Source organism: Pseudarthrobacter sp. BIM B-2242 (assembly GCF_014764445.1).
Lineage (GTDB): Bacteria > Actinomycetota > Actinomycetes > Actinomycetales > Micrococcaceae > Arthrobacter > Arthrobacter luteus_A.
This window is the reverse complement of sequence record NZ_CP061721.1, coordinates 475,569-494,698: the sequence shown is the minus strand read 5'-3', so window position 1 is coordinate 494,698 and position 19,130 is coordinate 475,569. Positions and strand designations below refer to the sequence as shown.

The 19,130-nt window shown below is 64.6% G+C and carries 14 protein-coding genes; all 14 read right to left on the bottom strand.

From position 1 onward, the window contains the following. Positions 1-36: 36 nt before the first annotated feature. The 14 genes from pyrE to IDT60_RS02330 all read right to left on the bottom strand — a co-directional run bounded on the left by pyrE (position 37) and on the right by IDT60_RS02330 (position 19,027). Entirely contained in the window at positions 37-621 is a 585-nt protein-coding gene (pyrE, locus tag IDT60_RS02395; protein WP_191080746.1) for an orotate phosphoribosyltransferase, read from the bottom strand. A 54-nt stretch (positions 622-675) separates the two neighbouring features. After that, the gene (locus IDT60_RS02390; RefSeq protein ID WP_191080745.1) at positions 676-1,923 is read right to left on the bottom strand and encodes an FAD-dependent oxidoreductase; all 1,248 of its coding nucleotides are present in this window, start codon (positions 1,921-1,923) and stop codon (positions 676-678) included. A gap of 130 nt (positions 1,924-2,053) precedes the next feature. After that, on the bottom strand, positions 2,054-4,360 hold the full coding sequence (locus IDT60_RS02385) for a gluconokinase, GntK/IdnK-type (RefSeq protein ID WP_223884023.1): 2,307 nt from the start codon (positions 4,358-4,360) through the stop codon (positions 2,054-2,056). A 58-nt stretch (positions 4,361-4,418) separates the two neighbouring features. Beyond that, the gene (manD, locus tag IDT60_RS02380) at positions 4,419-5,648 is read right to left on the bottom strand and encodes a D-mannonate dehydratase ManD (RefSeq protein WP_191080743.1); all 1,230 of its coding nucleotides are present in this window, start codon (positions 5,646-5,648) and stop codon (positions 4,419-4,421) included. 45 nt (positions 5,649-5,693) lie between these two features. Beyond that, positions 5,694-7,157, bottom strand: a complete 1,464-nt coding sequence (gene uidB / locus IDT60_RS02375) for a glucuronide transporter (RefSeq protein ID WP_191080742.1) — start codon at positions 7,155-7,157, stop codon at positions 5,694-5,696. Between the two features lie 287 nt (positions 7,158-7,444). Then, positions 7,445-8,872: a mannitol dehydrogenase family protein gene (locus tag IDT60_RS02370; RefSeq protein WP_223883852.1), complete on the bottom strand. Its 1,428-nt coding sequence runs from the start codon at positions 8,870-8,872 to the stop codon at positions 7,445-7,447. Then, on the bottom strand, positions 8,869-10,275 hold the full coding sequence (gene uxaC / locus IDT60_RS02365) for a glucuronate isomerase (RefSeq protein ID WP_191080741.1): 1,407 nt from the start codon (positions 10,273-10,275) through the stop codon (positions 8,869-8,871). The genes IDT60_RS02370 and uxaC overlap by 4 nt, the downstream gene beginning before the upstream one ends. A gap of 81 nt (positions 10,276-10,356) precedes the next feature. Next, positions 10,357-11,418, bottom strand: coding sequence for a LacI family DNA-binding transcriptional regulator (locus tag IDT60_RS02360; RefSeq protein ID WP_191080740.1), 1,062 nt, complete (start codon positions 11,416-11,418; stop codon positions 10,357-10,359). 129 nt (positions 11,419-11,547) lie between these two features. Beyond that, the gene (locus tag IDT60_RS02355; RefSeq protein ID WP_191080739.1) at positions 11,548-12,714 is read right to left on the bottom strand and encodes a Gfo/Idh/MocA family protein; all 1,167 of its coding nucleotides are present in this window, start codon (positions 12,712-12,714) and stop codon (positions 11,548-11,550) included. Between the two features lie 49 nt (positions 12,715-12,763). Next, complete coding sequence (locus IDT60_RS02350; RefSeq protein WP_223883851.1) at positions 12,764-13,624, bottom strand: sugar phosphate isomerase/epimerase; 861 nt, start codon at positions 13,622-13,624, stop codon at positions 12,764-12,766. A 47-nt stretch (positions 13,625-13,671) separates the two neighbouring features. After that, positions 13,672-14,577, bottom strand: coding sequence for an ATP-binding cassette domain-containing protein (locus tag IDT60_RS02345; protein WP_305072149.1), 906 nt, complete (start codon positions 14,575-14,577; stop codon positions 13,672-13,674). Further along, the gene (locus IDT60_RS02340; protein WP_191080738.1) at positions 14,574-16,454 is read right to left on the bottom strand and encodes a dipeptide/oligopeptide/nickel ABC transporter permease/ATP-binding protein; all 1,881 of its coding nucleotides are present in this window, start codon (positions 16,452-16,454) and stop codon (positions 14,574-14,576) included. The genes IDT60_RS02345 and IDT60_RS02340 overlap by 4 nt, the downstream gene beginning before the upstream one ends. Next, on the bottom strand, positions 16,451-17,392 hold the full coding sequence (locus IDT60_RS02335; RefSeq protein ID WP_191080737.1) for an ABC transporter permease: 942 nt from the start codon (positions 17,390-17,392) through the stop codon (positions 16,451-16,453). Before IDT60_RS02335 ends, IDT60_RS02340 begins: the two co-directional genes overlap by 4 nt. Positions 17,393-17,500: 108 nt before the next feature. Continuing rightward, positions 17,501-19,027 (bottom strand): ABC transporter substrate-binding protein, encoded by a 1,527-nt coding sequence (locus tag IDT60_RS02330; RefSeq protein WP_191080736.1) that lies wholly within the window; start codon positions 19,025-19,027, stop codon positions 17,501-17,503. Positions 19,028-19,130 lie beyond the last annotated feature (103 nt).

Sequence of the window (19,130 nt, the reverse complement as noted above, 5' to 3'; positions counted from 1 at the left end):
TGCCGTGTTGCTCGGTCCGGTTGCTGCCCCGGGATGTTAGGAGAGGCCCAGCTCATCCTTGCCGAACGCGAACAGGTAGGGCACGCCCGTTTCGGCTTCGATCTTTTCCTTGGCCCCGGTATCGCGGTCCACGATGACGGCCACGGCCACCACGTTGCCGCCGGCCTTGCGGACGCCCTCAACGGCCGTCAGCGCTGAGCCACCGGTGGTGGACGTATCTTCCAGCACCAGGACCTTGCGGCCTTCAACAGAAGGCCCTTCAACCTGGCGGCCCATGCCGTAGGACTTCTGGGCCTTGCGGACCACAAAAGCATCCACGGGGCGGCTGGCATCAACCGCAGCGTGCATAACGGCGGTGCCCACGGGGTCGGCGCCCATGGTCAGGCCACCTGCGCACTCAAAGTCAATCCCGGCGTCGTCCGCGAGGGCCAGCATGACCCTACCCACCAGTTTGGAGGCCTCGTGATGCAGGGTGATACGGCGCAGGTCGATGTAGTAATCAGCCTCCGCACCGCTGGAGAGGATCACCTTGCCGCGGACAACGGCGAGTTCCTTAATGAGTTCCAGCAGGCGGGCACGATCGGCAGCGGCGTTGGCTGCAAGGTCACTGGGAGAAGTCATGGGCTCCAGTTTAGTGGCTCCCGGATGTGTGACGGCGCGCCCCCCAACGGCAGGTTAGGCAGCTTCCCGCGGCACACGGCGGGCGAAGGCGGGCGCGTGCTCCGGCCGTGGCCCGAAGGCGATGAGCCGCGGCATAAGCCGCCGGACAATGGGGGCATGCCGGACTATGAACAGCAGGACCGGCGGCGGCCCGGACCTCCTTCCGGCGAACAACGGGACGAACACTGCCCGGTGCATGATGCGCTGCACGGTCTGGACAACAACGGTGGGCATCCTGCGCCTGCGTTCCACCGCGGCCAGGTCCTTCACTGCCACCTGCCCCCGGAGAAGTGCCGGAGCCAGCCGGGCCGCCGCCGCCACCGCATCCTGGATAGCGAGGTTGATGCCCACCCCGCCCGCGGGAGACATCGCATGGGCGGCGTCCCCGATGCACAACAGCCCCTCCACATACCAGCGCCGCAGCCGGTCCAGCCGGACATCCAGCCAGTGGAGGTCATCGATGGAGCGGATGGCGTCCACACGGTCCGCCAGGTCCGGGCGCAGGCCGGCCACCCGCTCCCTGAACCGTTCCACCCCTTCAGCGCGGATCCGCGCATCCTCTCCCTTTGGACCGAGGTAGCCCATTTGGTAGTAGTCGTCACGGAAGAGTGCGATCATCGCTTCCCCGTCCCGGAAGGCGGGGACGATGCCCGCCACGGCACCCTTTTCCGAAGGATGCCGCGGAAGTTTGAACCACCACGTGTCGAAGGGAACCGGGTATTCCTTCGGCTGCAGGCCTGCGGCCCTTCGGAGGACCGAGTGGCGCCCGTCCGTGGCCACCACGAGGTCTGCGCGGAGTGCGCCTTCGCCACCGGCCCGCGTCCGGTAGCGGACACCGGCGACCCGGCCGCCGTCGTCGAACATTAAGGACGTTGCTTCATGCTCCATCAGGAGCGTAAACGAGGGTTCCCGGGCGGCCTCAGAAGCCAGGAAGTTCAGGAAGTCCCACTGCGGCATCATGGCGATGTAGTTGTACGGGGGCTTCAACGAGGCGAAATCACCGAACGTGACCAGGCCGGCGCCGGGGATGGGGAAGGCGACGTTGGTCAGCCGGCTCTGGGGCAGTGCACGGAAAGCGTCACCCAGGCCCAGTTCGTCGATCAGCCGGATGGTGGAGGCGTGCACGGTGTCGCCGCGGAAATCCCGCAGGAAATCGCTGTGCTTTTCGAGGACCGTGACGTTCACGCCCGCCCGGGCCAGCAGCAGCCCCAGCATCATGCCCGCAGGCCCTCCGCCCGCAACTGCGCACCCCGTTCGCTCCATGCCCTAACGCTACGCTGCAGCCGTGGACGCGCCAACGGCCCCGGGAAGCGGAAACGGCCTGGGGACACCCGGATTCGGGTATCCCCAGGCCGCTTGTGCGTCCCGGCGCGGTAAGCGTGTCCGGAGCTTATTAGAGCCGGGTGTCGAAGGAGTCGCAGAAGACGTTCTCGTTGAACGTCCCCTGGAACTCCGACTTGCCCATGATCTTCTCGATGGTGGCCCGGATGGCCTCCACTGATCCCGCATGGGCGTGGATGGCGGTCTTGACCATCGGCACGTCAATGAGGTGGTTGGGCTGGTTCAGCGATACGAACACCGTGGGTACCTCGGTGACGTACCAGGGTATTTCCGCAGCCATCGGCGTGGACCACTTGATCCGGATCGCCGCTTCCTGCGCAAAGCCCTTGACGTTGGCGAACACAAACGCGGCGTCGTACTTGTCCGCGTAGTCGCCGATCCCCTCTTCCGAGATGACGGTCATGAAGTTCACGCCCTCTTCCCCGGCTGCCTTGCGCTGCGCAGCGGTCTTGAAAACGTGCACCTCAAAGCCGGCCCGTTCCAGCTCCTCAGCCACCACGTCCAGGTAGGCCAGCGGATCGGCCATCGTGAAGTCCGAGCCGCCGGAAATGCCGTACAGGCGGATCCGTTTGTGCGTCTGCGGCGTGATGGGCAGGTTGTGCTGCGTGTCCTTGACCAGCGTGACCGTCTTGTCGGCGATCCCGGCGGCAATGGCCCGGTGCTCTGCGCTGCCGATCCTGGCCAGTGCGTCGGTGGCCGGAACCAGCTCCTCGCGCGCCTTCAGGTGCAGGCCCAGCGATGCCTTCAGCGCCAGGATGCGGCGCAGGGCATCATGCAGGCGCTGTTCCGTGATGACGCCGGACTTGTAGCCGTCCAGCATGTACGCGAAGTCCTCGTCAGCGTTGCGGAAGAACAGGAACATGTCGCAACCGGCGGCGATGGTGGCAGGGACCAGGTCCTTGCGCTTCATGGCCTGGGTCAGCCCGATCATCTGCGAGGCGTCCGTGAGGATGAGCCCGTTGAAGCCCAGCTCGCCGCGCAGCAGGTCCTGCAGCAGTTCGGGAGCCAGCGTGGCGGGCTTGATGTCCGCGTCGGCCAGGCCCGGACGGAAGTGCCGGGACAGTTCCGGCGCTCCGATGTGGCCGATCATGATCGACTGCACACCGTGCCCGATCATTTCGCGGTACACGTGGCCGTACGTTTTGTTCCACTGGTCGTAACCGAAGGTGTTGTACGACGTGACCACGTGCTGGTCGCGCTCGTCCAGGCCGTCGCCCGGGAAGTGCTTCATGGCGCAGACGGTCGGGGACTCGCTGATGCCGTCGAAGTACTCCTTGGCGCGCTCCACCACGACCTCCGGGGTGTTGCCGAAGGAACGGGTGGAGATGACCGTGTTCCGCCAGTTGTAGTGGATGTCCACGATCGGCGCAAAAGCCCAGTTACAGCCCAGCGCAGCCGTTTCGACGCCGGCAACCTGGCCCATCTGGCGTGCGATGGCCTTGTCCGGGTGGGACCCGGCCTGCAGGTGGGTGGACACAAACGTGCCGTCGTCGCAGCTTCCCGCGCCGCCCATTTCCGGGTTGGATGCGATCAGCAGCGGCACCTTGGTCTTGGACTGTGCGTACCGGATGTGCTCCTGGACGGCGCCCGACGGGCCCGGACGGTACCGCATGCCGCCCACGTGGTAGTTCTCCAGCACACCGTCGAGGTACTCCGGGGAGTAGTCGTTGTTGTGGTTGATGAAGAGCTGGCCGATCTTCTCCTCAAGCGTCATGGACTCCAGGGTGGAATTCACCCAGTCGACCGCCGCGTCATCGAGGTTGAACGGCGCGGCCTTAAGGTCGACGTCGAACTGGCGGCCCTGGGTGCCCGCGGCGCCGGAAGCACCGGTACCGGAAGCACCGCCCGCTGAGGCACCCAACAGTGTTCCGCCGTCGGCCTTCACTGCATTGGCGATGCCCGCCAGCGCATCCACCATTACCTGGGCAACCGGGCCCGCGATGTCCACCACAACGCCCTTCTCGTCCGCTTCGAGCGGTTCGAGGGTGGCCAGCTGGGATTCCAGCAGCGCTGCGGGCATGAAGTGACCGGAACGGCCTTCCAGCCGTGACCCGAGCACCTCCTTGCTGCCGTGCAGGTGCAGGAAGATGGTGTCCGGCGCCTGGGCGCGGATGGCGTCCCGGTAGCTGCGGCGCAGGGCGGAGCAGGCCAGGACAAGGCCGCCGTTTCCGGCCGCTGACAGTTTCGAACCCACCGTGGCGAGCCACGGCCAGCGGTCCTCGTCCGTCAGCGGGATGCCCGCTGCCATCTTGGCGACGTTCTCCACGGGATGGAGGGAATCGGCGTCGAGGAACGGCACACGGAGTTCGCGGGCCACGAGGTCACCGATGGTGGTCTTGCCGCAGCCGGACACGCCCATCACGATGACGCGCGGCCCCGTGCTTGAGGAGGCAGTTTGGCTGATCACCAGCGGTTCCTTACCAGTCATGGACAGTGCCGTCTACCAGGCGGTTGTACGGCAGGTAAGCCTGCTGGTATGGGTACGCAGCGGCAGCCTCTTCGTTGAATTCGACGCCGATACCGGGCTTGTCGCCCGGGTGCAGGTAGCCGTCCACGAAGGTCATGGACTGCTCGAAGACCTCGTTGGTCTTGTCGGAGTGCTGCATGTATTCTTGGATGCCGTAGTTGTGGATGGCCAGGCCCACGTGCAGCTGGGCGGCGAAGCCCACCGGGGAGATATCGGTGGGGCCGTGGAAGCCGGACTTGATCTGGTACTGGGCGGCGAAGTCCATGACCTTCTTCAGCGGGGAGATGCCGCCGAAGTGGGTGGAGGCTGCGCGGACGTAGTCGATCAGCTGTTCCTTGATGATGGTCTGGTAGTCGTACACGGTGTTGAAGATTTCACCGATGGCCAGCGGGGTGGTGGTGTGCTGGCGGACCAGGCGCAGGGCCTCCTGGTTTTCGGCCGGGGTGCAGTCCTCGAGCCAGAAGAGGTCGTACGGTTCCAGGGCCTTGCCGAGCTTGGCGGCCTGGATGGGGGTCATGCGGTGGTGGCCGTCGTGGAGCAGCGGCAGCTCGGGGCCGAACTCGTTGCGCACGGCTTCGAACACGGTGGGCAGGTGGCGGAGGTAGGCGCGGGTGTCCCAGTCCTCTTCCACGGGGAAAGCGCCGCGGCCGGCAGGCTCATAGTCATACCGCTCACCGGAGGCCTGGGCTTGGGCGGCCACACCGTAAACGGCCTTGATGCCCGGGACGGCGGTCTGGATGCGGACCGACTTGTAGCCCAGTTCCAGGTGTTCGCGGACGGAATCGAACAGCGATTCGATGTCCGCGCCGGAAGCGTGGCCGTAGGCACGGAGGCCGTTGCGGGAAGCGCCGCCCATGAGCTGGTAGACCGGCATGTTGGCCATCTTGCCCTTGATGTCCCAGAGAGCCATGTCCACGGCGGCGATGGCCGCCATGGTGACGGGGCCGCGGCGCCAGTACGAGCTGCGGTACAGGAACTGCCAGGTGTCCTCGATCTTGTGCGGATCCTTGCCGATCAGCAGCTGTGCAACATGCTCCTTGAGGTAGGCGGCAACAGCCAGTTCGCGGCCGTTGAGCGTGGCGTCACCGATGCCGGTGACTCCGTCGTCCGTAGTGATGCGCAGGGTCACAAAGTTACGGGACGGGCTGGTCACGAACACTTCAGCGGCAATGATTTTCACGGCAGATCCTTTCGGGAACTTCAGGTCAGGTGGTGGAGCTATGAATTATTGGCCTGCGGGCTTGCTGGTGTCAGCAGGCCCGCTGGCGGCGGCGGAGGTGCTGCCGGCGGCGGGGGTGGTTGCAGGAGTGGTCTCTTCGGCGGCGTTGCCGGCGTCAACCGGGCCCGGGTGTGCCGTCTTGGTTCGGCGTTCCTGAATTTCCTTGAGGATTTCCGCATGCTTGACATCGGTCAGCGTGTACTTGGTCATCACCAGGACTGCAAGGAAAGTCAGGATGGCCGGGAGCGCACCCGCTGCGATCTGGATACCGAAGATGGCTTCCGGGGTCTGGGCCACTCCACCGGATTTGTAACCGCCGAGGGCGAGTGCATAGGCGGCAAGGGCCCCGCCAACAGCCTGGCCGGACTTGCGGGTGAAGGAGAAGAGAGCGTAGGTGATGCCCTCGGTCCGGACTCCGGTCTTCCATTCCCCATATTCCACGGTGTCGGCTTCGAGGGCCCACACCACGATGCTCATCGCCAGGACACCCACGAGGCTAAGGACAAGGCCGCCGAAGCCCACCATGACCATGCTTGCGGGGGTAAGGAAGATCACCACACCGCCGGCCACAGTGACCAGGGAAGAGTAGATGTAGATGTTCTTCTTGCCAATGCTGCGGACCAGTTTGGGCATAACCGCTGCCAGTGCGAACGTCAGGACCAGCTGGATGATGGACAGCACGGGGTAAAGGTCCAGCCGGCCGAGGACGTCGCGCAGGTAGTACAGCTGCACGGAGGTCAGTGCCAGGTAGCCGGAAAGGAAGAAGAAGGAGCTAACGCACAGCATCAGGAGCGGCTTGTTGCCCTTGAGGGTTTCGATGCTTTGCTTGACGGAAACGTTCGGGACGGCGCGGTGGACGCGTTCCTTGGCGGTCAGGACGGTGAAGAAGTAGAGGCCTGCGCCGATCACGACAAACACCAGGGTGATGGTGGTGAAGGTTGACTGCAGGTCTGCGCCGGGCTTGATGAGCGGTGCCACGAAGATGCCAAGGGCCGAGCCCACCAGCAGGCCGCCGATCATGCGGGCCGAGCCCAGCTTGGCGCGCTCCCCCGGATCCTGTGTCATGGCGCCGGCCAGCGAGCCGTACGGAATGTTCACGAGGCTGTAGGCCAGGCCCAGGGCGGCGTAGGTGACGTAGGCATACAGCAGCGTGCCGGATTCACCGAGCTGCGGCACGGAGAACGTTGCCACGCTCAGCAGGAGCAGCGGGATGGAGCCGAACATGATGAAGGGGCGGAACTTGCCGAAGCGCTTGCTGTAGGTCCGGTCCACGAGCCGGCCGGCGAAGACGTCCGCGAAGGCGTCAAACAACCTGACCACGAGCAGCAGGGTCCCGGCGGCCGCAGCGGAGATGCCGGCGACGTCCGTGTAATACACCAGGAGGAACATGGTGGCGGTTGTAAAAGCGAGGTTGTTAGCGGCATCGCCGGCGCCATAGCCGATGATGCTGAGCTTGTTTAGCTTTTTCATGATTGGGCTCCTTTACCCTTGCCGCCATGGGGGCCGGCTAACTATTGAAATGCTATGCAGCTGTGAACCCTTGGGCTATGCCTAACCGGCAAATCCACATCCGGACGGGTGTGCCGCCGGTGGTAAGTCGTTGCTGTAATCCTAGTCACTTGGCAATAAAATGGCAAGCGGTTGCCAATAATTTCTGTTGAAACTTAATGAAACTGCAGGTCAGGGAAAACAGCGCTGCCCGGTCCGGAAACCCGGACCGGGCAGTGCTGTTGTACTTGATCCGTCTTAGTGGTTCGCTACGGTCCTGCCGTGAATGAACCGCTCAGGCTGGCAACAAGATCCACTACACCGTCATCGGCCGCCAGGGCAGGATCAACCAGCTCCAGCAGTGCCTGGACGCGTTCGCGGCCCGCCAGCTTGTTCGCTTCAGCCACTTCGGCTGCGAGCGGATCGTGGAAATTGTCCGCGCTTGCGCCGAAATCAATCCAGGCCGCGATCATCCGTGCGGCAGCGTTTCCGGTCCTGCCCTGGGCACGTTCAGCCTGCAGGACCGGCACGGCGCGCATGCGCAGTTTGGTGCTGCCGTCCATGGCAATCTGCGCCAGGTGGTGGGCGATGCGCGCGTTGCTGAAGCGGGCCAGCAGGGCCTCCCGGTACGCCGGGATCTGCAGGTCGGCCCCGCCGGCGGCTGCACCGGACAGGTTGGCTTCGGCCTCGTCCCAGAAGCTTTCGACGGCTTTTCGGCATTCCGGGTCCGCAAGAGCCTCGGCCACCGTGGTGTGGCCGCGGAGCTGGCCGGCGTACGCCAGCAGGGAGTGCGCGCCGTTCAGGAGCCACAGTTTGCGGTTCTCGAACGGCTCGATGTGGTCAACGAAGACCGCCCCGGCATCTTCCCACCGGGGACGGCCGGCGGGGAAGTCGCCGCTGAGCACCCAGTTGGTGAAGGGTTCAGCAACAACCGGCGAGTTGTCCCGGTACCCGCAGGCGGACTCGACGGCGGCAATGTCCGCTTCCGTGGTGCGGGGCGTGATGCGGTCCACTGACGTGCTGACAAAGCTGACGTTCGCTTCCACCCAGGCGGCGAGGTCCGCGTCCCAGGCCTGCGCCAGGCCCGTCACAGCGTTGCGCGCTACGGTGCCGTTGTTGGCGAGGTTGTCGCAGCAGACGACGGCGATTGGCCCGGCTCCGGCTGCCCGGCGGGCGGCGAGGCCGAAGACCAGACGGCCCAGCGGCGTCGACGGGTTTCCGCTGCCGGAAGACAGCAGCGCAAGGTCCGCGGCGACGTCGGACGCGTTGGTATCGAGCTGCCCGTCGGCACCCAGCCGGTACGCGGCTTCGGTGACGGTCAGCGTCACCATGGCGGTTGCCGGCGCTGCCACGAGTTCCGCGAGCCGCTGCACGTCTGCGCCGTCCACCGCTTCGACAATGCTTCCGACGACGGCGAAGGAGTCGCCGCTGTCAGCGCGTTCGACGAGCGTGAAGAGCCCGTCCTGCTCGGCGAGTGCCACCGCGGCGTCCGGGCGGCGTCCGGTGAAGGCCGCAATGCCCCAGTCCGCTGCGTCGCTTGCCTGGCTGGTGTACCAGGCCTGGTGCGAGCGGTGAAAGGCCCCCAGTCCGAGGTGCACGATCCGGACCGGCGGCTTCGAGGCCGCGTGCAGGGTGCGGTTCAGCCGGGGCAGTGCGGCAGCAGCGGCGTCGGCGGCGTTTGTCTGGTCGGTAGTCACAGTTTGAAAACCCTTCGCGGGGACGAATCGACGAGGTCCACGATGAGTTCGTGGGCACGTTCTTCACTGACACGGTGCTCTGCCACCAGGCGGGCCAGGAAGGAGGCCTCGATCCGGCGGGACGCATCGTGGCGGGCCGGGATGGAGCAGAAGGCGCGGGTGTCGTCGATGAAGCCGGACGAGCGGGAGAACCCGGTGGTCTCGGTGACGGCGGAGCGGAAACGAAGCATCGCATCCGGAGCGTCAAGGAACCACCAGGGCGCGCCAAGGTAGACGGACGGGTAGAACCCGGCCAGCGGTGCCAGTTCGCGGGAGAAGACGGTTTCGTCCATGGTGAACAGGACCAGGTGGAAATCCTTGGCGGTGCCGAAGTCCTGCAGCAGATCGCGGACGCCTTCGGTGTAGTTCACGGCGAACGGAATGTCGTGGCCCGTGTCGGCGCCGTATGCCTCGAACGTGGGCGTGTGGTGGTTGCGGAAGGACCCCGGGTGGATGGTCATGACCAGCCCGTCCTCTACGGACATGCGGCCCATCTGGTACATCATGTGGGCTTCGAAGGTGTTGCGGTCCGCGGCTGTGGCCTTGCCGGCGCGGGCGAGCTCGAAGATCCGCTCGGCTTCGGCGCGGTCCAGCTTCAGCGTGGCCGGGGTGGCCACGCCGTGGTCTGCGGAGACTGCGCCGTGCTCCACGAAGTAGCGGCGGCGGTTTTCGAGGGCCGTGATGTAGGCCCCGTATCCGCTGGCACCGTCACCTGCGGCCTCGATGAGCCGGTCAACATTGGCGCTCCAGGTGGGATGGGCAATGTTCAGGTACTGGTCCGGGCGGAAGGTCGGCAGGACCCGGCCGTCGAACGTGGGGTCCTCGGCGATTGCCTTGTGGCTGGCGAGGTCGTCAAGGGGATCGTCCGTGGTGGCCAGGACCTCGATGTTGAAGTCCTTGAAGAGCTGGCGCGGACGGAATCCCGGCTCGACGAGCTTGGCCGCGATGGCGTCGTAGCTGGCATCGGCGGACATGTCACCAAGATCGGCACCGAGCTTGAACACGCTGTCGAACTGGGTGCGCAGCCAGTAGCCGGAGGCGGTGCCCTCGAAGAGCGGCCACGCCTCGACGAAGGTGCGCCAGATATCGCGCGATTCGGGGGTGGTGGCACCGCCGGCGCGAAGCTTGTCCAGGGTAACGCCGCTGGCGTGGATGAGCCGGGTGACGTAGTGGTCCGGGCTGACCAGCAGCGCCGCCGGATCAGGGAACGGCGTGTTGTGCTCGATGACAGCAGCGTCAACGTGCCCGTGCGGAGAGATGATGGGGAGGTCCTGGACGCGCTGCAGGAGGTCGCGCGCAATGCTGCGCGTTCCTGGGTCGGCGGGCAGGAGCCTGTCTGGGTTGGCAGCAATCGACTGTGACATACGTCAATAATCGGCTCGGCTCACCGTTTTGTCAACCGGTTGCCATGATTTGCCAAAATGTTGCAACCGGCCGCCCCGGGCCTACTTGGCGGGCAGAATCCTGCCGCTGGAACCCCGCAGCACCAGTTCAGTCTCCACGCTCAGTGTGCCTGCCGGTTCCCCGGTCCCGTGGAGGAGGTCCAGGAGGCGTGTGGCTGCCCCGGCACCGCACTCCCCCAGCGGAGAACGCACGGTGGTAAGGGGCGGGGTGGTGAAGTCCGCGCCGAAAATGTCATCGAATCCCACGATGCTGATCTGGTCGGGCACGGTGATGCCCGCCGCCTGGAGCTCCTGCATCAGCCCAATGGCCAGGAGATCGTTGTAGGTCAGCACTGCCGTGGCACCGCTGGCGCGGATATCACGCGCCACCTGCCGGCCGCCGTCGACCGTTGGTTTGCTGGACTCGAGGCGCACGGCCTCAAGCCCGGACCAGTCGCAGGCTGCCTGCACACCCTCCCAGCGCCGTTCGGACATCCAGGATTCGGGCGGCCCTGCCACATAGGCGACCTTGTGATGGCCGTGGCCGGCCAGGCTTCGCACCGCCTCGCTGATCCCCTTGTGGACGTCCGGCACCACACAGGGCACACCCGCCACTTCGCGGTTGATCACCACCACGGGTTTGTCCTGGGCCAGGGCGCGGATGTTGTCGTCGTCCATGCGCGGGCTCGCCAGGATGAGGCCGTCCACCGTTGCCATCAGGCGGCGGGCCGCAGTGAGTTCAGTGGCGGCGGACTCCGCGGACTCCGCCAAGACCAAGGTGTAGTCACGGTCCGTCGCCGTGGTCTCGGCGCCGCGGATGATGTCAAAGAACGTCGGGTTGGTGATGTCCGCGACGATCAGGCCAAAGGTGTTGGTCTTGCCCGTGGGGAGCGCACGGGCAAACGGATTGACCTGATAGTTCAGTTCGGCAGCCGCGTCTTCGATGAGTTTCTGGGTTTTGGGACTGACCCGGCCGGGCTTGCTAAGCGCCCGGGAGACCGTGGAGGCGTTGACGCCGGCAACCCTGGCGATGTCGTAGATGGTCGCGTTGGATTTTCCGTCCCGGCCGTGCTTCTTGACCGGCCCCGCGGGTCTGGCGGCGTCCGGCGTCTTGGGTTCAGTCACCGCCCCATCCTAACGAGGAAACCACCCAAGTAGGTCGCAGTTAATGTCGTTTTGGACGCCCATAACGACATTAACTGCGACCCAGTTGGGCAAAGTTGGCCAGCGGTTGCCCGCCGGCCCCGCACCCGGCTACGAACGCGCGGGGAACTTGCCTTCTTCGGCGATGCGCTTGTTGAGCTCGGCGAGGAACTCGTCTTCGTTGAAGTCCAGCCCGACTTCCTTGCCGGTCCAGGCCGAAAGGTGGATGGCGTTGGCCAGGCGCACGCCGTTGATCCCGTCCGAGCCGGGCGCGAGCAGCGGCGTCCCGTCCAGGATGTTGGCGGCAAAGTTCTCCAGGACGCCGGAGTGCTGGGCGCCCCACGCGGACTCGAATTCGATGACCTCGGAGGTGTAGTACTCCGCCGGGTTCAGCTCGCCCATAAAGAGCTTGCGGACGTCGTCCATGTCCATGCCTTCGCTGAGCTCGCGCTCGGGCTTGTGCAGGCGGGTCACGGTGGCGGTCTTGCTGTTTTCGACCACGATTTTGCCCTGGTCGCCCAGGATTTCGAAGCGGTCGGTGCCGGTCAGATCGTGCGTGGCAGTGACGAATACACCGGTTGCGCCGTCACCGTAATCAACAACTGCCGTCACTTCATCCTCGACGGCGATGTCGCGCCTGAAGCCGAACGCAACCTTCGCGTACACCGACTTCGGCACGCCACAGATCCACTGCCACAGGTCCAGCTGGTGCGGAGCCTGGTTGACCAGGACGCCGCCGCCCTCGCCGCCCCACGTTGCACGCCATTCGCTGGAGTTGTAATAGCCCTGCGGCCGCCACCAGGTGGTGATGATCCAGTTGGTCCGGCGGATCTTGCCGATCTCGCCGTTTTCCACGATCTCTTTGAGCTTCTGGTACAGCGGGTTGTTGCGCTGATTGAACATGATGGCGAAGGACAGTTCCGGCTTGCCCGCGGCAAACTCATTCAGTTCCTTGACCTGCTTGGTGTAGACGCCGGCCGGCTTCTCCACAAGGGCATGAACATTGCGCTTGAGGGTTTCAATGCCCATCTCGGGGTGCAGGAAGTGCGGGACACAGGTCACCACCGCGTCAACGTCGCCGCTTTCCAGCATGGCGATGTAATCCTCGTAGAAGGGGACGCCGGGGTAGGTCTCCGAGGCAACGGTCTTCTTGGCCGGATCGATGTCGCAGATGGCGCCGATCTCCATGTTCGGAACCAGTCCGTCGGTGATGAACTTGGCGTAGGCGCCGCCTTGCTGGCCCAGGCCGATGATGCCGAGGCGTACTTTCTTGCTCACAGTTAGTTTCCTTTTTCGTTGGTTGAACGTGTTGGGCCGGGATCAGAGGTTAGAAGAGTTCGGACTGGCCCAGTGCGATGAGGTTGTCGTAGGAGGTCTGCAGGGCTTCCCAGACCGTGCGGCCGTAGAGTTCGTCCTGCTCTACCAGCAGGTACTCGGCGCCGGCAGCCTGGGCGGCCGGAATGATGGAGGCGAAGTCCAGGTTGCCTTCTCCCACTTCGGCGAACTGGACAACGTTCTTGAACTCGGTCATGAAACCCACGAAGTCGCCCGCGTCCAGCAGTCCCATGGCCGACTCCGGCATTTGGCCGATCCGGTAGTCCTTCAGGTGAACCATGGCGGTGCGGCCGGCGTACTTTTCGAGCGTGCGGACGGGGTCGAGGCCACCGCGCTGCACCCAGTGCACGTCGATTTCCATGCCCATGGCCGGGGAATTTTCGGCGATGATGTCCAGCATGTACTTGCCGTCGAACTTCGCGAACTCGATGTGGTGGTTGTGGTAGTACAGGCTCAGGCCCTGCTCCTGAAGACGCTCGGCGTATTCGTTGGCCTTCTTGGCGAAGTCAATCACAGCACCGATGGACGTCATTGCCTCGAACGGCAGCATGCCGATCCGCAGCAGCTTCGAGTCCAGGCTCTTGGCGTCCTCGACGATCTTGTCGAAGTGCTCCGCCAGTGAATCGCCGGGCCGGCCTTTAGGGGTCTCCATGGCCACGGAAAGTGCTGCGATGTCCATGCCCAGCTCGGTGCGGGAACGATCCAGCTCAGCCACGTTCTCCGGCGTCATCGGGATCTGGGAGATCTCGACGGCGTTGTAGCCGATGTCGCTGACCTTGCGGAGCGTTTCGAACGCCCCGATCTCGGTGAAGCTTTCCCTCAGCATCATTGCCTGTACGCCAATTTTGGCCACGATATTCCTCCGTTGTTGTTGCGGTTGGGTTGGTTCTGGTGCGGTCCCTAGGCGGGGACGCCAGCCTGTTCGGCCTGCTGCCGCTGCTCTTCCAGCAGGCGGTGGCGGTCGGCACGGCGCTTCTCCTGGCGGTCCGGATCCGGCACCGGGGAGGCAAGGAGCAAACGCTGGGTATAGGGGTGCTCGGGGTCGCGTGTGACAACCTCAGCCGGCCCCTGCTCCACGATTTCTCCACGGTACATCACAGCCACACGGTGGCTGATGTGGCGGACGACGTCAAGGTCATGGGAGACAAACAGGTAGGAAACACCTGTGTCTCTCTGGATCTGCAGGAAGAGATCCAGGACCCGCGCCTGGGTGGAGAGGTCCAGTGCGCTGACCGGCTCGTCGCAGACGATGAGTTTGGGAGAGAGCGCCAGAGCGCGGGCGATCGCTACGCGCTGGCGCTGGCCGCCGCTGAACTCACGGGGCAGCCGGTGGAGTGCGTCGGAGGGGAGCCCCACCTGGTCCAGGAGCTCCTTCACGCGCTTCTTGGCGGCCGAGGCCTCCATGCCCTGCACGCCCAAGGGTTCGGCGAGGATGTCGCCGATTTCCAGGGCCGGGTTCAGGGACGTGTAGGGGTCCTGGAAGACCACCTGCATGTCCCGGCTGAGGATGCGGCGCTGCTTCCGGGTGGCGTGGCTGATGTCCTGGCCTTCGAAGGTGATCTTTCCGCCGCTTACCGGCGCAAGGCCAAGCACCGCACGGCCCAGTGTGGTCTTGCCGGAGCCGGACTCCCCCACCAGGCCCAGGGTCTCCCCCTGGCCGATGCTGATGTTGATGTCGGTGAGCGCCCGGAACTTTTTCGCCCGGAAACCCTTGCCCGCGTAGTCCACCACCAGGTTTTCCACGCGGAGGAGTCCGTCCCGTGCCGGGGCTGATTCCGCGGCGTTCAAGGCTGCAGTCTCGGTCACAGTACGTTCTCCTTTACGGTAGAGGGCACCAGCATGGTCATCGGTTCCTTGCCTTCGAGCATGGAAGCCAGCAGTGTCTGGGTGTAGCTTTCCTTCGGGTTGCGCAGGATCTCCCGCACGGGGCCTTCCTCCACGAGGCGGCCGTTCTGCATGACCACGACGCGGTCGCAGAGGTCGGCCACCACGCCGAAGTTGTGGGTCACCATGATGACGCCCACGCCGAGACGGCGCTGGAGGTCGCGGATCAGGTCCAGGACATCGGCCTGCACGGTGACATCCAGGGCGGTGGTGGGCTCGTCGGCAATGATGAGGTCCGGTTCACAGCTGATGGCACCGGCGATCAGTACACGCTGGGCCATGCCGCCGGAAACCTCGTGGGGGTAGGCCTTGAAGGTCCGTTCCGGATTGACGATTCCGACGTCGGCGAGGAGCTTCATGGCCCGGGCGGTGGCTTCGGCCTTGGAGATTCCCAGGACCCGCACCATGGGGGTCACGAGCTGGTAGCCGATGGTGAACGCCGGGTCCAGGTTGCTCATGGGTTCCTGCGGGATGTAGGAAATCCGCTTGCCGCGCAGCTTGGACAGCCGGTCCTGGTTCACTTTGTCCTCGCCGGGCGCCACGGTGTAGCTGCCGTCGAACTGGATGGCACCGGCCACAATGCGCGCAGTGTCCGGCAGCAGGCCCAGGATGGAGAACGCAGTCTGGGACTTACCGGAACCGGACTCGCCCACAATGCCCAGGATTTCGCCGCGGTCCACGTGGAAGGAAACGTCGTCGACAACCTTCTTGATGGAACCGTCCGCCTGGGGATAGCCCACGCCGAGGTTGGTCACCTTGACCAGGTGGTGTTCGGTTCCGGCCTCGACGGCGGCAATGGTCTTGCGTGCTGCCTTGGCAGCGCTGGCGGCGGCCGCATCCTGCGCCGCATGGGCCTTCTTCCGGCGGTGCTTGATCTTCTCGCCGTCTTCCAGGGCGTCGCGGATGGCGTTGCCCAGCAGGACAAGGGAACCGATGGCCAGTGCCATGGCAAAGGCGGGCCAGAACAGCAGCGACGGCGTGAGGTAGACGTTCTTGAAGCCTTCACTGAGCATCACACCCCAGGTTGCCTTGGCCGGATCACCCAGGCCCAGGAACTCCAGGGCGGACTGGATGGCAATGGCAACACCGGTGATGGCTGCGGTCTGGATGATGATCGGAGCCCGGACCACCGAGAAGATGTGGCGCGTGATGATGCGCAGGTCGGACAGTCCCGAGACGCGTGCCGCGTCAACGTAGAGCTCGTTGCGGACCGACTGGACCGCAGAGCGCACCAGCCGGAAGTAGGAGGGGCTGATCAGGACCCCGAACGCGATCATGGCGATCCACACGGACGGACCGTAGGCCGAGCGGATGGTCATCAGCACGATCAGGCCGGGGAGGCTCATGAGGATGCCAACAATCCAGTTGGCCACGGCCTCAAATTTCCCGGCGTAGTAGCCTGCCACGAGGCCGGCAGGAAGGCCGATCACAATGGCGACGGCGGCGCAGAGCAACGCTGAGAGCAGCGTCAGCTGCGCGCCGAACAACAGCCGGCTCCAGACGTCGCGCCCGGAGCTGTCCGTGCCGAGGATGTTGACGGCGTCGGGCGCCGCCAGGGTCTTGGAGATGTTCGCGAAGTTCTCGTCAAACGGTGCCAGGGCATCGGCGAAGACGGCCATGACGGCCAAGGCCGCCAGAATAACGATGGCGATGATGCCAAGCGGGTTTTTGAAGAGGCGCCGGAGGACTGTTGACCGGACCACTTTGCCGCTCTGGCCGGATTGTCCGGGAACGGGGCTCCCGGGAGCGGGGGTGCCGGGCGCCGGTGTCAGGGCTGAGGTTTCGACGGACTCGGTCACGAGACACGCACCTTCGGGTTAAGCCAGCCGTTGAGCATGTCAACAATGAGGTTGACCACGATCACAACGGCGACGGTGTACATAACGACGCCCATAACCACCGGCTGATCGCTTTGGATGGTGGCCGTTACGGCCATGGGCCCCATGCCCGGAAGGGCAAAGATGGACTCGAGGATGACAACCCCGCCGAGCATGCCAATCAGCTGAAGGCTGAGCACGGTGAGCCCGGCGGGCGCCGCACTGCGCAGGACGTGCTTGAAGAGCACTTCCCGTTCACCAATGCCGCGGCTGCGGAGGGTGCGGACGTAATCACGTTCGAGCTGCTTGATGAATGCGCTGCGGATCTGCTGCGCACCGCCGGTGACACCGTTGATGAGCAGGGCGATCACCGGAAGGGTCAGGGAGAGAACCCACGCATCCGCACCCACGCCTGGCGAAATGGTGCTCGTGGCGGGGAAAAGGCCCATCTGGATGGCCAAAATGGTGACAAGGATGATGCCGATGACGAACCCGGGGATCGAGTCGCCGATGATGGCACCGATCTGGACCACTCGGTCCACCCAGCCGCGTTTGACGGCTGCGGCGACACCAATGAGGGTAGCGATGATGGAAATGAAGATCATAGCCACAACCACCATGGTCATGGTCACGGGAATACGGGTGGCGAGGGCGTTGGCAACGGGTTCGGACGTGAACCAGGAGGCACCCAGGTCTCCGCCCAGTGCGCTGGTAAGCCAGCTGAAGTAGCGGGTGATAATGGGCTGATCGAGCCCCAGCTCGGCTTCCTTGACGGCCAGCTGCTCCGGTGTTGCCTGGTCGCCCAGGATGTTCCGGGCGATGCTGCCGCTCGATACGTAGAGCAGGGAAAAGGTAAGGATCGAGACGGCAAGCAGGACGACTACGCCGCTGCCGAGGCGTTTAAGGATGAAGGGGATCATTGCTGGCTCCATTGAACTGGAATGGATTGGGTGCCCGGTCCGGCAGCCCACCGTCGATGGTGGCCTGCCGGACCTGTGCAGTTGTTTTGTTTGACTACGGGCCCTGGATTACTTGGCGGGCGCGTAGTTGTAGATCGACGGAACGGCCTGCTGGACCTGCGGCGTCACGGTGATCTTGGAGTTGTGGTAGTACATCTGGTTCACCCGGAACAGCGGTGCGAACCAGGCCTCGTCGACAACGTACTTGTTGACTTCCCGGGCCAGCTTTGCTGCATCGGCACCGCCGGTCTGGACAGCGTCAATCTTTGCCTGCAGGTCAGGGGTGGTGTTCTTGAAGGCGTTGTACAGCGCCTTGGTGGAAACGATCTGGTTGATGGCAACCCACGGCTCACCCTGGAAGAGCGAGAAGTACATGGTGGTGAACTTCTGCGCAGCCACGTCGGACGTGAAGGTATTTGTGATCGCGGAGCCAACGTTCAGCGTGATGCCGATGTCGGCCAGCTGCTGCTTGACCACGGCGATCTGCGTTTCAAAGCCGGGAACGGACGGGACCTCGAGCGTGACTCCGGTTTCGTAGCCGGCTTCCTTCAGCAGGGCCTTGGCCTTCGCGGGATCGTACGGGTACTTGTTTTCGAGCTCCTCAACCCAGGCGCCGCTCTCCTTGCCGAAAGGCTGCGAGGTGGGTGTGCCCTGGCCCAGCAGGACCTGGTCCAGGATGGTTTTGCGGTCAAACGCGTAGTTGATGGCCTGACGGACCTTGACGTTGCCGAGCGGTGTGTTCTTGGCACCGTCGCGGTCCATCAGGAGCAGTCCCTGCCAGTCCACCTGGTTCGCGGTAAGGGTCATTTTGGCGCCCTCGGCCTGCTTGCCCGTCTTGGGATCCAGCAGCGTGGCGTCCACCTGGCCTGACACGAGGGCATTGGTGCGCGCGGTCAGGTCAGTCAGGATCTTGAAGGTGACCTTCTCGAACTTCTGGAGGTCCTTGTTCCAGTAGCCTTCGCGGGCGGTGAACACGGACTGGGAGTCCTTGACGGTGGCGGCCTTGTCCATCACGTAGGGGCCTGAGCCGACGGGCTCGGTCTTGATGGCTTCAGTTCCGAGTGCCTTGGGGCTGCCCATCAGGCCGGCGGCCTGGCTGAGGTAGAACTCCAGGGACGGGTCCGGGGCGCTCAGGTTCAGTTCGATGGTGTCGGCGTCCACCACTGCGACGTCGGCGACGGCGGTCAGCTGGGCCATCTGCGGGCCGTTGGCCTTCTTGAAGTGGTCCAGGTTGGCCTTGGCCGCTTCGGCGTCGAACTTGGCGCCATCGCTGAAGGTCACATCCGTGCGGAGGTCCAACGTGAGCTTGGTGTTGGTGTCGTTGTACTTCCACTCGGTGGCAAGCATGGGGCTGAGCTTGCCGTCCGGCTGGCGCAGGAGCAGCGAGTCGTAGGCAGCCTGGTACGGCTGGAGGTAGTGGCCCACGTGGGCCTGTGCCGGGTCCCAGGAGCGGAGTTCCTGAACTGCACCCAGTGTCAGCGAGGCTGTTTTGGCTGTGGCACCCGCGCCGGCGGGGGCACCCCCGCCGCAGGCTGTCAGCGCCATTGCCGAGCTGACGATAAGAGCGGCTGCTGCCGCTTTGGGACCTAACTTCATTGTTGGCTCCTGAATCTGTGGAACGTGAGAGATACGAATCCGGTCGGTGTGGCGCGGGCCACACCGACCTTGCGAGATTCAGAGTACGCATGATTGCCAACTT